The sequence below is a fragment of the Bartonella sp. DB5-6 genome, from assembly GCF_000278115.1.
Classification (GTDB): domain Bacteria; phylum Pseudomonadota; class Alphaproteobacteria; order Rhizobiales; family Rhizobiaceae; genus Bartonella; species Bartonella refiksaydamii.
The window spans coordinates 14,598-29,254 of sequence record NZ_JH725114.1 but is presented as its reverse complement, the minus strand read 5'-3'; the positions used below and the strand labels follow the sequence as shown (position 1 = coordinate 29,254).

Below are 14,657 nucleotides of genomic sequence, written 5' to 3'. Positions count from 1 at the left end.
GGATTTTCTATACTGCTTTTTTATAAAAATTGTAAAGACAATATGCGCATTTCTTTCATTATTTTTCTGTTATTGCTTCTTGGTTTTATTGGCTTTTGTGTTTCTTATATGCGTGCTCGCTATTTTGAATATGCACAATACAAAATGCACTCTCGTGCCTCTTATCATGGCTGGTGGACATTTTCGATGACTGTTATTCCAGCTCTCATTTTTTTAATTCTTTGGGATGGTGGGAGTGCCGTTTATTTAGAATATAGCGCATCTCGAGAGGTCTGGGCATATAGCGCGCATGTGACAGAGCGTGTGGATCATGACCTTATTTTGGGGATTATCCGCAGTTTGGTAAAAATGGCTCATCACTTTGAGGGGGATTTTGCTACCGCTTCGTATGAAGAAATGCGGGCACAACTATTCACCAAAGGCTTTGTTTTGCCCCATGATACATCAGATGATATATTAAGACTAGCACAGTCATGGGTTAATTCTTCTGAAAAGTTGCAATTTATTGGACGTGGTATCATTTTTATCATTGCATTCTTAGGTTTTATCTGTGGAATTATGCAAATTGCTCCGCGTCAGCGTGCACGCAATAAGGTTGAGTGTTTGATTATTATTGGGTTGATTTGTGCATCTATAGTCGCTGTTTTGACGACAGTAGCCATTGCACTCTCAATGTTTTTTCAAACGATGAGTTTTTTTCAATCTGTGCCCTTTTCAAATTTCTTTTTTGGAACGGTTTGGGATCCACGTTTTTCAGCTAGCGGTTCGGGCAATGGAGTGGGACAATTTGGTCTCCTACCACTTCTTGCCGGTACACTTTATATTGCATTTGTAGCAATGCTTTTTGCTGTTCCTATAGGATTATTTTCAGCTCTTTATATGGCCGAATATGCTTCTACTCGATTGCGATCAATTGTGAAACCATTGTTAGAAGTACTTGCTGGTATTCCAACTATTGTTTATGGTTTTTTTGCTTTGAAGGTTGTAGGACCATTTTTACGTGATCTCTCTGTTTCTCTCTCGGGCGGTGTTGGTTTTATTATGGCTCAAAGTGTTTTGACTGCTGGAGTTGTGATGGGAATTATGTTGATTCCTTTTGTTTCTTCTTTGTCCGATGATGTTATTACGGCTGTTCCGCGTTTTTTACGCGAAGGCTCTTATGGTTTAGGAGCAACGCAATCTGAAACGATTAAAAAAGTTGTTCTACCAGCAGCACTTCCAGGAATTATGGGAGCCATTTTATTGACAGCATCGCGTGCAATTGGAGAGACGATGATTGTGGTTTTGGCAGCAGGTGTTGCAGCGAACTTAACGCTTAATCCATTCGAAGCAATGACTACGATGACGGTTAAGATTGTTAATCAATTGACAGGTGATTTTGAGTTTAATTCTCCACAAACTCTTGTTGCGTTTGCTTTAGGGATGACACTCTTTATTATGACTCTTTTGATGAATGTTCTTGCTCTTTACATCGTGCGTAAATATCGGGAACAATATGAATGAATGAAGATTTTCTTTTTCCTCGTCGCAACATTGTTCTCAAACGCCGATATTGGGCTGAGCGTCGTTTCCGTGCGTATGGTTTAACTGCCATTTTTATTGGTTTATTTTTTTTATGTGCACTTTTATGGACCGTCATTAGCCAAGGTTATACAGCTTTTTTTCAAAGTGAAATGATGTTACCGATTTATTTAGATGAGAAGGTCATTGATCCAAGTGGGCAGCGTGAAATAAATCCACAAATACTCATAACTGCCAATTATCCGCTTCTTGTACGGAATGCTTTGGCGAAAAAGCTTGATGTAGATCAAAATGATAAGGCATCTCTGCGGGATGTTAATCGTATGTTTTCAAATAGTGTACGTGTTCAACTACGTGAAATGATCACGAAAGATCAAAAGCTGATTGGAACAACGCAAAAAATCAAAGTTTTGGCAGCGGCAGATATTGACTCTGCTTATAAAGGGCAGATTAATTTGCACGTAGCAGAAAAAAACCGCAAAGTCTCCAATCGCCAAGTGGAATGGATAAGACGCTTGGTGCACGATGGTACACTTTATAAAACATTTAATTTTGGTTTTTTTACATTTGGTGCTTCAAGTCGTGCTGAGACTGCGGGGCTAGGTGTTGCGATAATCGGTTCTCTTTACATGATAGTCATAGTTCTAGTGATTTCTCTCCCTATAGGGATAGCAACGGCTCTTTATTTGGAAGAATATGCACGCAAAAATAAATTTACAGATTTTATTGAGGTTAATATCAATAATCTTGCAGCTGTACCTTCGATTGTTTTTGGTCTTTTAGGACTTTCTGTTTTTGTTAATTTTTTTGGGTTACCACGTTCTGCCTCTTTCGTTGGTGGGTTTGTCTTGGCTCTTATGACGCTTCCTACAATCATTATTGCAACACGTTCTGCTTTGCGTGCAGTTCCTCTTTCTATTCGCGCAGCAGCTTTAGGACTGGGAGCATCGAAAACACAAATGGTTTTTCATCATGTTGTTCCTTTAGCAGCACCTGGTATTTTGACAGGCACGATTATTGGAGTGGCTCAAGCTCTGGGTGAAACTGCGCCTTTGCTTTTGATTGGTATGGTTGCTTTTGTTGTGAATATTCCTGCTACACCGATGGATCCAGCAACAGCTTTGCCTGTTCAAATTTTCATGTGGGCAGGTGAGGCAGAGCGCGCTTTTGTTGAAAAGACGTCAGGTGCTATTATCGTATTAATGATTTTTCTTGCAATCATGAATATTTCTGCGGTTTTTTTACGTCGTCGATTTGAGCGGCGTCAATAATTTCGATAAAGCAGTAATTTTGATAAGGTTTGTGTTTTCAAATAAGGTGAGTTTTTGTAATGAAAATTAAAATGCGTGGTCAAGATGTAAAGGTTTCTTATGGAAGTAAAGAAGCGTTGCACGGTATTACGCTTGATATTCCTGAACATCAGGTTACGGCTTTGATAGGTCCTTCCGGTTGTGGGAAATCGACTTTTTTGCGTTGTTTCAATCGTATGAATGATACGATTGAAGGTGCTAAAATAACGGGTCTTATTACCTTAGATGGGGAGAATATTTATGACCAGAGGATTGATGTTGTAGAATTACGCGCTCGTGTAGGGATGGTTTTTCAAAAGCCAAGTCCTTTTCCAAAATCTATTTTTGAGAATGTTGCTTATGGACCACGCATTCACGGTTTAGTCAAATCGCGTGCCGAATTGCATAATGTGGTTGAAAAGAGTTTGAGGCAGGCAGGTTTATTTGAAGAAGTGAAAGATCGTCTTCATGAAGCAGGAACAAGTTTGTCAGGAGGACAGCAACAGCGCTTGTGTATTGCGCGTGCCATTGCAGTTAGTCCTGAAGTTATTTTGATGGATGAACCCTGTTCGGCTCTTGATCCAATTGCGACAGCACGTATTGAAGAGCTTATCGATGCATTACGACAAAATTATACAATTGTTATTGTGACACACTCCATGCAACAGGCGGCACGTGTTTCTCAATATACGGCTATGTTTCATTTGGGGCATTTAGTAGAAGTTGGTGCGACTGAAACGATTTTCACCTCACCAAAAGAACAACGCACACAAGATTATATTACAGGGCGTTTTGGATAGGTGAATTAAGGAGTATAAGCTATGTCTATGAACCATACTGTCCGTTCTTATGATGTAGAACTAAAATATTTGCAAGCAAGGATTACAGAAATGGGGAGTCATGCAGAAAGGATGATTGAACGTTCTGTTGCATCGATTGTATGTAATGATCTTCAACTTGCGACGACAGTTATTGCTGATGATTTGTTTTTAGATAAAGCAGAACGTGACATTGATGAAAAAGCGATTACCGTTATTTGCAAGCGCCAACCGATGGCTGTTGATCTGCGTGAAATTATTGGTGCTATTCGTATCTCTTCTGATCTTGAGCGGATTGGAGATATGGCTAAAAACATTGCAAAGCGGACGGTAGCACTTTCAGAAACACGTCAACCCACTGCTTTTTACCATGGGCTTGAAACGATGACAGCTTTAGCACTCAGTCAATTAAAGGAAGTATTGGGTGCTTACACGAGCCGTTTATTGGAGCGTGTTGATGCAGTACGTGACCGCGATGGTAAAATTGATGCTCTATATACTTCTCTTTTTCGTGAGCTTTTGACGTACATGATGGAGGATATGCGTAATATTACGGTTTGTACGCACTTACTGTTTTGTTTAAAAAATATTGAACGAATTGGTGATCATGTCACCAATATTGCGGAAATGCTGCATTATATCATAACAGGCCATCATATGTCTTCTGACCGTCCTCGCGATGATCTTACCTACAAAGTTGGGGTAGGTGAGAAAAAAACAGATTAATTTTTTCTCAGATGTATAAAATGAGCTTGTTTTTAAAGATAAAAATCATTGAGCATTTTCTTGTGGTATGGTTTTAGGAAGAATATCATAAATGTATTACAAGCAAGTGTCAAAAAAGTGATGAAGGGGCTTTTCAAAGTAATATTGCAGATTTTTATTTCTCAATTTGACACATTTGGATATAAGATGATACGATCGCGTACACTTTATCCGGAGAGATAAGCTTCCCCCTCCTTATTTTTTTCAAATTTGTGTCGAAGGGTATTCGTGTTAGTTTCCTCAATATTGATGGAAACAGTTTTAGTGCTCCAATCTTTATTTGTATATAGGGTGGTTGGAGAGTTGTCGTAGGCATATTATTTTTTGGGCGACTGAAGCATAAGGGTTGGTTAGAGGTTGATGTTGTGTGGCTACATTTTTCTATTAAGGATAACAATATTGATCTGTAAATTAAGAATTTTTTATTTTTTATTTCGCATAAATGCCTTTTAATTACTACTTGTATTAAAATTTTACTAAGCGGTAACAATTAATCGTGTACTTTCTTTGAAGATACATTTAAAACTCATTCGAATTTTGAATACTTCAAAGATGTGAGAATGTGTTGTAAAGATGAAAAAAAATTATTGGACTGTTTTTGTTACTTGTTTTTTAGCGCCGTTAGTTATTGTGGGATGTGCTTCAGATCATTTTGGTGTTGGAAAAGTAAATGATAATAAGAAGGCAAAAACAGTGATGTATCCATTGACTGAGCGCCAATGCCTTATGCGTGCAATGTATTTTGAGTCAAATCGTACAAGTCGTGAAGGAATGATAGCTGTTGGAACCGTTGTTATGAATCGTGTTAATTCAACCGCCTATCCAAAAACAATTTGTAGTGTTGTCGGTCAGTACAAACAGTTTGCTCCCGGCGTTTTAACGCGTCCTATGACGGAGCCTGCATCTGTTGCTCGTGTTAGAGAGGCAGCTGATGCTGTTTTGCGCGGCGAACGGGATCAGAAACTTAAAAATGCTAAGTTTTTTCATACCGCAGGTTTATCTTTTCCTTATAAAAACATGCATTATGTTCGTGTTGCAGGGGGAAATGCCTTTTATGAAAAGCGTTCACGTGATGGATCGCTTCAAGTTCCTACTAATGATCGTCCTTATGATGTTGCTTATGCTTTTGCCCAAGAACGTTCTGGCAATACACCGAGTTTCATGGACACAAGCGTAGCAAGTAAAGAGATAAAAGCAGAGGAAAAGAAAAACGCCCCTCTTCTGGTAGAAATAACGCAGGCGAATAAGGTGCATGCCATGTCTTTTGTTGCAGTACAACTTGATAAAGTTCCCATTCCTACATTTGCACCTCATCGTATAGATAAGGAAGGGGAAAGCAAATCAATTGTGGCTGCCTATGTTATGCCTTCACCAGATCAGTTAAATGCAATTGTTGCAGTATTAGAAAAACGGTACAGAAGCCGGTAACTTTTTCATAACAAAAGAGGGATATTGGTAATGCACTTTGATACTCATGAAACCGTTTCACCCGAAATGCTTAATCGTCTTGCAGAAATTACGGTAAAAGTCGGACTGAATTTACAAGAGGGGCAGGATCTTATTTTGACGGCTCCAGTTTCGGCATTACCTTTTGTTAGGCGTATTGCATATCACGCCTATAAGGTTGGGGCTGGTGTGGTTACTCCACTTTTTAGTGATGATATGTTATCACTTACACGTTTTGAAAACGCACATACTGCTAGTTTTGATTGTGCACCTTCTTGGTTATATGAGGGAATGGCGAAGGCTTTTGAAAATGGGGCTGCGCGTTTAGCTATTGTTGGTGATAATCCTTTGCTACTTTCCAATCAAGATTTTGATAAGGTTTCACGTTTAAATAAAGCTACTTCAATTGCTTACCAGCCAGCTCTCAAAAAAATATCAAATTTTGCCATGAATTGGTCGATAGTTGCTTATCCGACAGCAGGGTGGGCTGAGACAATGTTCCCTTCTTTACCGCTTAATGAAGCGATTAAGAAGTTAGCTACTGCAATTTTTTCTGCTTCACGTGTTACAGATGAGGACCCAGTGCGCGCATGGGCTGTCCATAATGCAAGTTTGAAGCAACGGTCATCTTGGCTTAATGAGCAGCGTTTTTCTGCTTTGCACTTTACAGGGACAGGGACTGATTTAACAGTTGGTTTGGCAGATGATCATGAATGGCATGGTGGTGCATCAGCGGCTCAAAACGGTGTGGTATGCAATCCTAATATTCCAACAGAAGAAGTATTCACTACGCCTCATGCATATAAGGTGGAGGGTTTTGTACGTTCGACGAAGCCTCTTTCTTATCAAGGAGCACTTATTGATAATATTGAAATGCGGTTTGAAGCGGGGCGTATTGTTGATGCACGTGCATCAACAGGGCAGGAAGTTTTGCAACGAGTTTTGCAAAGTGATGAGGGGGCAAGTCGATTGGGTGAAGTTGCTCTTGTTCCACATTCTTCACCGATTTCTAAGAGTGGTCTTCTTTTTTATAACACATTATTTGATGAAAATGCTGCATGTCATATTGCTTTAGGGCAGTGTTATTCCAAATGCTTTTTAGATGGAGAATCGTTGACAGTAGAAGAAATTGAAGCGCGTGGTGGTAATAAAAGTGTGATTCATATTGACTGGATGATTGGCTCAGGTGAAATTGATATAGATGGCATTACGCAAAATGGTATGAGAGTTCCTGTGTTTCGTAAGGGTGAGTGGGCTTAATATTATTATTTTTTTAGTGGTGTTGTTGGAATGCTCATAATTATTGAAGATAGTAGATGCCTGAACTTCCTGAAGTAGAAACAGTTCGTCGTGGACTAGAGTCTGTTGTAACTGGTGCAAAGGTTATTTCTGTCACACTTAATCGCAGGGATTTGCGATTTCCTTTCCCTGAGGCGTTTTCTGAGAGGCTTGTAGGCAGGAAGATTATAGAAATTGGTCGGCGAGCGAAATATTTGTTGTTTCATCTTTCACAGAATGAAACGATTTTGAGTCATTTAGGAATGACAGGATCATGGCGCGTAGAGGATGATTTTTTTAAAAAAAACTCTCTTACTAGCGAGAAGTTTGTGAGGCATGATCATTTTGTCATGGATATTCAGGTGCAGGATGGCAAAGTTTATCATCTTACTTATAATGATGTTCGTCGTTTTGGGTTTATGCTTTTAGTAGATACACGTAGGCTTTATGAACATCCACTTTTAAAGAATCTAGGGCTCGAGCCTATAGGTAATGCGTTTTCTGGTAGTTATTTACAAGAGGTTTTTGTTAATAAAAAAATATCTCTTAAGGGAGTTTTGCTTGATCAGTCTATCGTTGCGGGGCTCGGAAATATTTATGTTTGCGAAGCGCTTTGGCGTAGTCGTTTGTCTCCACAGCGCAGAGCATTTACATTGGCATTGAAAACTCTACGTTCACGTGAATTTGCTCATTCCTTAGCACAGAATATACGCAATGTGATTGCTGAAGCAATTTTATCTGGTGGATCTTCTTTACGTGATTATATGCATGTAGACGGTTCTCTCGGTTATTTTCAACATGCTTTTTCAGTTTATGGACGAGAAGGCAAGGAATGTTTGCAATGTGGAACGCCTATTGTTCGTATTCTACAGTCAGGGCGTTCAAGTTTTTACTGTCCACAATGTCAAAAATGAATAAGGTCTCTTGCAAAATTCTACAGGAGGCTTAAAGTCGTATCCACAATTACATAAGGCTTTGGAGGTCTTTTTTTATGCTGAATAAAATACTAACACATCTTGATGAGAATATAGAAAAGAGCCTTGAACGCCTTTTTTCCCTTTTACGTTTCCAATCGATTTCTACAGACCCCGCTTATAAGGATGCATGTCGTAAAGCAGCTGATTGGTTAGTAGAGGATTTAAAAAGCATAGGCTTTGAAGCTTCACGGCGCGATACACCTGGTCACCCGATGGTTGTCGGGCATCATCCGGGACCTTCAGATGATTGTCTACATGTGTTGTTTTATGGACATTATGATGTTCAACCTGTTGATCCGCTGAGTTTATGGGAAGATGATCCGTTTACACCTTCTTTAAAAGAGAGAGATGGAGAGAAAGTTATTTGTGCTCGTGGAGCTTCAGATGACAAAGGTCAGCTCATGACTTTTATTGAAGCGTGTCGTGCATTTAAGAAAGAAACAGGGCAGCTTCCTGTTAAGGTTACTGTTTTATGTGAAGGTGAAGAAGAATGTGCTTCTCCTTCACTTATTCCTTTTTTGAAAGCAAATAAGGATGAGCTTAGGGCTGATTGCGCATTGGTTTGTGATACGTCGATGTGGGATGCAGATACACCATCTGTTTCAGTTGCTCTTCGGGGTATCATGGCAGAAGAGATTATTATCACAGCGGCTAATCGTGATTTACATTCTGGTTATTTTGGAGGCGCTGCAGCCAATCCCATTCGTATTTTAGCTAAAGTTTTGGCAGGAATGCATGACGAAAATAATAGGGTAACACTTTCTGGTTTTTATGATGGAGTAGAAGAAACACCTCCACATATTTTGCAATCATGGAACGAACTTAATTGTACTGCTGAAAATTTTCTTGGTCCTATTGGGCTTTCCATCCCTGCTGGTGAAAAAGGACGAAGCGTTTTAGAGCTCGTATGGGCGCGTCCTACAGCAGAAATTAATGGTATTAGTGGTGGCTATGAGGGAGAAGGGATTAAAACAGTTATTGCTTCTCAAGCGAGTGCAAAAGTATCTTTCCGTTTAGTACATAAGCAAGATCCAGAAAAAATACGTCAGGCCTTTCGTGATTATGTGCGTAGCCTTATTCCTGCTGACTGTACGGTTGCGTTTAAGGGGCATGGTGCTTCTCCAGCAATTCAGCTTCCCTATGATTCTCCTTTTATTGAGGCAGCGAAGGATGCTTTATCGCAAGAGTGGAGTAATCCAGCTTTATTAACAGTTATGGGTGGTTCGATTCCCATAGTTGGAGATTTTCAGTCAATTCTTGATATGGAAACTGTTTTGGTTGGTTTTGCACTAGCTGATGACCGTATTCATTCACCTAATGAAAAGTATAATTTAAAATCGTTTCATAAAGGGCAGCGGTCTTGGGCACGAATTCTTGCAGCTTTAGCAAATAAGAGGGATAAATGACTGAAATCCGCGTTTATCAAGGCGATTTACCAAATTTGGATAATTATCAAGTTAATGCTGTTGCAATTGATACAGAAACTTTGGGATTACAACCACACCGTGATCGTTTATGTGTTGTTCAGCTTTCTTCTGGAGATGGTACTGCTGACATTATACAGATTGCTAAAGGGCAAAAAAATGCTCCCAATTTAGTCAAGTTGCTTGAAGATAAGGCAATCACTAAGATATTCCATTTTGGACGTTTTGACCTTTCTATTTTAGCGCATACATTTGGCGTTATGCCAGATGTAGTTTTTTGTACAAAAATTGCTTCAAAACTCACGCGTACCTACACGGATCGTCATGGATTAAAGGAAATTTGTGGTGAATTGCTAAATGTAAATATTTCTAAACAGCAGCAATCTTCAGATTGGGCCGCAGAAACTTTATCACGTGCGCAAATTGAATATGCCGCATCAGATGTTTTATATTTGCATCGTTTAAAAGATATATTTGAAGAACGCTTAAGACGTGAAGAGCGAGAAAATGTTGCAAAGGCATGTTTTCAATTTTTACCTATGAGGGCAAGACTCGATCTTTTAGGATGGTCGGAGGTTGATATTTTTGCGCATAACTGAGTTTAAAAGTTTGCTTTTAATATTGCAGTAATATTGATGTAACTAGAAAACACTGCCTGTATATTACAGGCAGTGTTTTTTCTTGTCTATTTTGATGATAGTGTGATTATAACATAATTCTTAGCGCAGAAAGTGCATTGGGAAATACAGGGTAAAATATCTTTGCTGGAGAAATGCATTAACACTCGTTCAGTTTGTTTCACATCTGATGGCTGAATTATGTTTTATAATTTAAAACCGGCGATTTCTATATTGATATAGTTTAAAAATTTCCATTTATTTTAAAATCACAGTGCTACAAGACTTCGTTTTTTGGGAGTTCTCACTTTATTATCTATAGGCGTATTATTTTTTTTGAAATTGGAAACGGGGGCTCTACATAAAATCCATTATGAATATTACCATGGAGATAAATTCTATAAATATGAGATATTTTATTGTTACTTCTATTGCCTTTGCTTCAGTATGTGCCTTTTCTTCAGTTTCTGTGGCACAAGGAGCTAATCGTGTGCCTGCTTCTTCTAGAGATTTTATGAATAAACAAGTTAGCAATTTTTCAGATAAAGCTTCTAGTAAAAAAAAATTGGGTATTGTTGATAACAACAGGAAAGAGGTTGCTGAGTTCGCTGCTGTGTCATGGACACCTAAAAAAAGAGGTCCAAGATTTCTGAATAGACCGAGCCGGCCAAATCTATTTTTCCGAGGACCAATGAGTTTTTAGTAAGCGAAGAAGCAACATCAAGAGATATATTTCACTTTTTGGAAGTAGTGGAGTACGCAGAAGAGGCGTGCATTTTTTAGCTTGAATTTGAGTTTGGAGAAGGTTTTTGTGTGCTTTTAGTTATGGGGCTAAGTTTTGTATTGATTGAGGGAGAGGAGTATAAAGGGTTAGTATATAAGAGCAATGGGCAATTGCAAAATCTGTAGATATGCAGGAGTGTAACACGGAAGATTTTGCTCTAGAAGTTTAAGAGTAGCTCCTGTTTTTCTAAGAGCAGGTATTAGTTATTATTTTCAGATAGATTTATAGCTTTTTGAGCAAGATTAAGTTTTAAGATTTTCGGAGAGTAATCTTTCGGTATTTATCTCAGTAGTGGGGTGAAGGTGGTGATACGGTTTGTCCAATAAAATCTACAAAAGAGATAGTTTACAGATCGTTGTATAGAGGCGTTTGCAGATGCAGATTTTTTTCCAGTATGAGAGTAAAATTTAATAAATCGTTGCACGTAACGCTATGGGCAAAAAGCTGAAGAGAGTGTTTATGTGCATTTTAGCAGTGGTGTTGCATTTGCAATGACCTACAGTGCATGCTTTAGATAGAAAGTACTGTTTTCAAATTTTGTAAAAAACTCATAGAGAACAGTATCTCGTTTGATAAGAGCATAATTTCTACGTTGGTATATTACAAACTCCATTTATTACAAATCAAATGGCTAAGGAGGGTGTAGGCTTTTTGTTTTTTTATAAGTGTATCATTTTTACTACAGATATCTGTAAGGGGGGCTCTATATGAAATCATGTGTTTAAATATCAGCTATGGAGAAAAATTATGAATATGAAATGGTTAATAACAGTCTCTGCTTTTGCGTTTGTTTCAGCTTCAGCAGCGCAGGCAGCAGATGTTATTGTTCCCCCGCAGCCTACACCAGTTTCACCGGTTATTGTTGCTCCTACTTTTTCTTGGACAGGTTTTTATGTTGGTGGCCAGATTGGTGGTTTTTCAAGTAAAACAAAGATGGATATTCTCAGTAATGGAAAAACCATTCCGATGAATAATAACCTTTTACCTAAATTATCAGGTTTTATGGGGGGGCTTTATGCTGGTTCCAATATTGATCTGGGGAATGGACTTATTTTAGGTGTTGATACAGATATCATGTGGTCTGATAAAGATGACACAAAAACGGGGAAAGTATATTTGATTGCTCAAAATCATGTGCCATATGTTAATAAGATCCTGAAAGATGCTGGAATTAAGATTGGTGACAATGTACTCCAAGCTGGTGATAAACGAACTCACAGTTTTACTTTTAAAGAAAAGTGGGCTGGTGCTACGCGAGTACGGATTGGTTTTGCTGCTGAACGTATTATGCCCTATGTTGCTGGTGGTATTGCCTATACACAACTTCAAGATATCGCGTCGGTATCAATAACAGGAAAAGATACAGGTAAAGTAATAGCTTCTGGTAATCTGTCTGATGAAACAAAGACGTTTGTTGGTTACACTCTTGGTGCTGGTGTTGATTTAGCAATGAGCAATAATGTTATTATCCGTGCAGAATATCGTTACTCCGATTTTGGTAAAAAGAAATATTCAAACGATAAATATGAAACTTCTTACAAAACCAATGATTTTCGCGTTGGTGTAGCTTACAAATTTTAACGTATGGTAAGCTAAATTACTAAAAAGTGTGTTTCTAGCGACATTTTTGGTATTTTCTGTGACTATATTGTTACACAATACAGATTGTTACATATGTGGAATGTTGCTATGCATTGATTTTGGTAAAAAGAAATGTGTAAACAAAAAGCAGTAATTTAACTGTAATATCAATGGTTTATTTATATATATAATTTGCAAGATTTCATATATAACGAAATTACTCAGAGGCTCCATCTTTGAAGGAGCCTCTATTTTTATCATTGTGTCATTTTTACTACAGATTTTCTTTGAACAGTCGTATAGCATTGCGTCATAAATAAATTTAGGAGCAAAATATTATGAATATAAAATCTTTAATGACAACTTCTGTTATCGCTTTGATTTCAGCTTCTGCGGTACAGGCTGCTGATGTTATCATTCCTCGTGAAAGTGCACCAGTTATTACAGCACCTGCTTTTTCTTGGACAGGTTTTTATCTTGGTGCGCAGATCGGTGGTTTTTCGAGTAAGGTTGAGATAACTGATCCGGCTACAAAAAATAAACTTTTCAGCAAAGATGATACACCTAAGCCTTCCGGTTTCATAGGTGGTATTTATGCAGGTTCTAATATAGACCTTGGAAGTGGTCTCATTCTAGGTCTTGAAACCGATGCAGTTTGGGCTGACCGAGGAGAAACAAAAACGATCTCTGTTCTTCACAATCATGAAGTTGAAAAGCCTAACGGAGGTGGTGATAAAGATGAGGAACATAACGGAGGTGGTGATAAAGATAAGGAACATAACTTAGAAGGTAATGGAGTTGAGAAGGCTCTCAGAATTCGCGATGCAGCAGTTTTAGCAGGTGCTACAACCAAGGAAAGTTTTACATTTAAAGAAAAATGGTCCGGTGCTACGCGGGTACGTATTGGTTTTGCTGCTGCTGACCGCATTATGCCTTATATTGCTGGTGGTGTTGCTTATGCACAGATGCAAGGTATTGCTACAGTTTCAGGAACAGATGCATCCGGTAAAAAAGTTTCTAATAAAGAATCTGATAAAACCATGACAATGGTTGGTTTCACCATTGGTGGTGGTGTTGATTTTGCAATGACTGATAATGTTTTATTGCGTGCAGAATATCGTTACTCCGATTATGGTAAAAAGAAATTCGAAAAGGATGACGCTGAATTCAACTATAAGACTAATGATTTCCGTGTTGGTGTAGCTTACAAATTCTAATTTTGTAAAAACGAAATTGTTAATACAAAATTAAATTTCTAAGAGGCTTCGTTTTTGGCGAGGCCTCTATTTTTTTTGTGAATGTATCATTTTTGCTACAGATATTTTGAAAGAGATGCACTACATATAACCCGTTTTGGATATTTGGAGATATTTTATGAATACGAAATGTTTAATAACGGCATCTATTTTTGCTTTGATTTCAGCTTCTGCAACGAAGGCAGCTGATGTAATTGTTCCTCATCAACCTACAACAGCTACCTCAACAGCTTTTGTAGCCCCTACTTTTACATGGTCAGGTTTTTACTTGGGTGGACAAGTTGGTGGTTTTTTAAGTAAACCTGATATGAGTGGTATTGATAAGGATAAAATTATACCGCTACATAAAGATTTATCGTTTAAGCTTTCAGGTTTTGAAGGGGGTTTTTACGCAGGTTCTAATATTGATCTTGGTGATAGCTTTGTTTTTGGTATCGATACGGATTTAATTTGGTCTAGGCAAAAGCAGACAAAGACCATCACTATCGGCGCCTCTGGTAATGCGGCAGTAGACAATTTAATAGCAAGATCTCGCAGATCAGCTTCACCAACAACACCAACACCACCAACAACAACAGTATCAACGAATTCAACTCCAGCAGCAAAAAGTACACAAACATCAACGACTTCAACTGTAGAAACACCATCAGCGCCATCAGGAGGCTCATCAACAACACCAACAGCACCTGCAACAGCAACGAAGCCAGCAGCAGCATCGTCATCCGAGACAAGAAGAATCACTTCATCGGGAAGACCTGCACAAGGAGTAAGTTCAGCGCAAATATCTTCAGCGAGATCAGAAGCGCCAGTGCAGACAGCAGCAGCGCAGCCAGTAGCACCAGTACGAGCATCGTCATCAAGGGCATTGCAAACATCTCCAGCGAGATCAGAGGCGCCAGCG

The 14,657-nt window shown here is 38.6% G+C and carries 13 protein-coding genes; 12 read left to right on the top strand and 1 reads right to left on the bottom strand.

Going from position 1 to position 14,657, the window contains the following annotated elements; genetic code table 11:
• The first annotated feature begins 42 nt into the window (after nt 1-42).
• The 12 genes from pstC to MCO_RS00050 all read left to right on the top strand — a co-directional run bounded on the left by pstC (nt 43) and on the right by MCO_RS00050 (nt 13,717).
• Nucleotides 43-1,503, top strand: coding sequence for a phosphate ABC transporter permease subunit PstC (gene pstC / locus MCO_RS00105; protein ID WP_007551822.1), 1,461 nt, complete (start codon nt 43-45; stop codon nt 1,501-1,503).
• Nucleotides 1,500-2,792, top strand: coding sequence for a phosphate ABC transporter permease PstA (gene pstA, locus MCO_RS00100; protein ID WP_007551821.1), 1,293 nt, complete (start codon nt 1,500-1,502; stop codon nt 2,790-2,792). The genes pstC and pstA overlap by 4 nt, the downstream gene beginning before the upstream one ends.
• A gap of 59 nt (nt 2,793-2,851) precedes the next feature.
• The gene (gene pstB, locus MCO_RS00095; protein WP_007551820.1) at nt 2,852-3,610 is read left to right on the top strand and encodes a phosphate ABC transporter ATP-binding protein PstB; all 759 of its coding nucleotides are present in this window, start codon (nt 2,852-2,854) and stop codon (nt 3,608-3,610) included.
• Between the two features lie 21 nt (nt 3,611-3,631).
• Nucleotides 3,632-4,354, top strand: a complete 723-nt coding sequence (gene phoU / locus MCO_RS00090; RefSeq protein ID WP_007551819.1) for a phosphate signaling complex protein PhoU — start codon at nt 3,632-3,634, stop codon at nt 4,352-4,354.
• A gap of 612 nt (nt 4,355-4,966) precedes the next feature.
• On the top strand, nt 4,967-5,821 hold the full coding sequence (locus tag MCO_RS00085) for a cell wall hydrolase (protein ID WP_007551818.1): 855 nt from the start codon (nt 4,967-4,969) through the stop codon (nt 5,819-5,821).
• Between the two features lie 30 nt (nt 5,822-5,851).
• Entirely contained in the window at nt 5,852-7,099 is a 1,248-nt protein-coding gene (locus MCO_RS00080; RefSeq protein ID WP_007551817.1) for an aminopeptidase, read from the top strand.
• A 56-nt stretch (nt 7,100-7,155) separates the two neighbouring features.
• Entirely contained in the window at nt 7,156-8,031 is an 876-nt protein-coding gene (gene mutM / locus MCO_RS00075; RefSeq protein WP_007551816.1) for a bifunctional DNA-formamidopyrimidine glycosylase/DNA-(apurinic or apyrimidinic site) lyase, read from the top strand.
• Between the two features lie 77 nt (nt 8,032-8,108).
• Complete coding sequence (locus tag MCO_RS00070; RefSeq protein WP_007551815.1) at nt 8,109-9,500, top strand: M20/M25/M40 family metallo-hydrolase; 1,392 nt, start codon at nt 8,109-8,111, stop codon at nt 9,498-9,500.
• Nucleotides 9,497-10,117 carry a ribonuclease D gene (locus MCO_RS00065; protein WP_007551814.1) on the top strand — a complete coding sequence of 207 codons (621 nt, stop codon included), beginning with the start codon at nt 9,497-9,499 and terminating at the stop codon, nt 10,115-10,117. Before MCO_RS00070 ends, MCO_RS00065 begins: the two co-directional genes overlap by 4 nt.
• Before the next feature lie 391 nt (nt 10,118-10,508).
• Complete coding sequence (locus MCO_RS00060; protein WP_245256826.1) at nt 10,509-10,838, top strand: hypothetical protein; 330 nt, start codon at nt 10,509-10,511, stop codon at nt 10,836-10,838.
• A gap of 828 nt (nt 10,839-11,666) precedes the next feature.
• Nucleotides 11,667-12,500 carry an outer membrane protein gene (locus MCO_RS00055; RefSeq protein ID WP_007551811.1) on the top strand — a complete coding sequence of 278 codons (834 nt, stop codon included), beginning with the start codon at nt 11,667-11,669 and terminating at the stop codon, nt 12,498-12,500.
• Between the two features lie 338 nt (nt 12,501-12,838).
• A complete protein-coding gene (locus tag MCO_RS00050; protein WP_007551810.1) occupies nt 12,839-13,717 on the top strand; it encodes a porin in 879 nt (292 codons plus the stop codon).
• 426 nt (nt 13,718-14,143) lie between these two features.
• On the opposite strand, the gene MCO_RS10460 is transcribed toward MCO_RS00050, so the two are convergent.
• Nucleotides 14,144-14,657: hypothetical protein (locus tag MCO_RS10460; RefSeq protein WP_007551809.1), on the bottom strand; the 514-nt coding region annotated here is incomplete at its 5' end.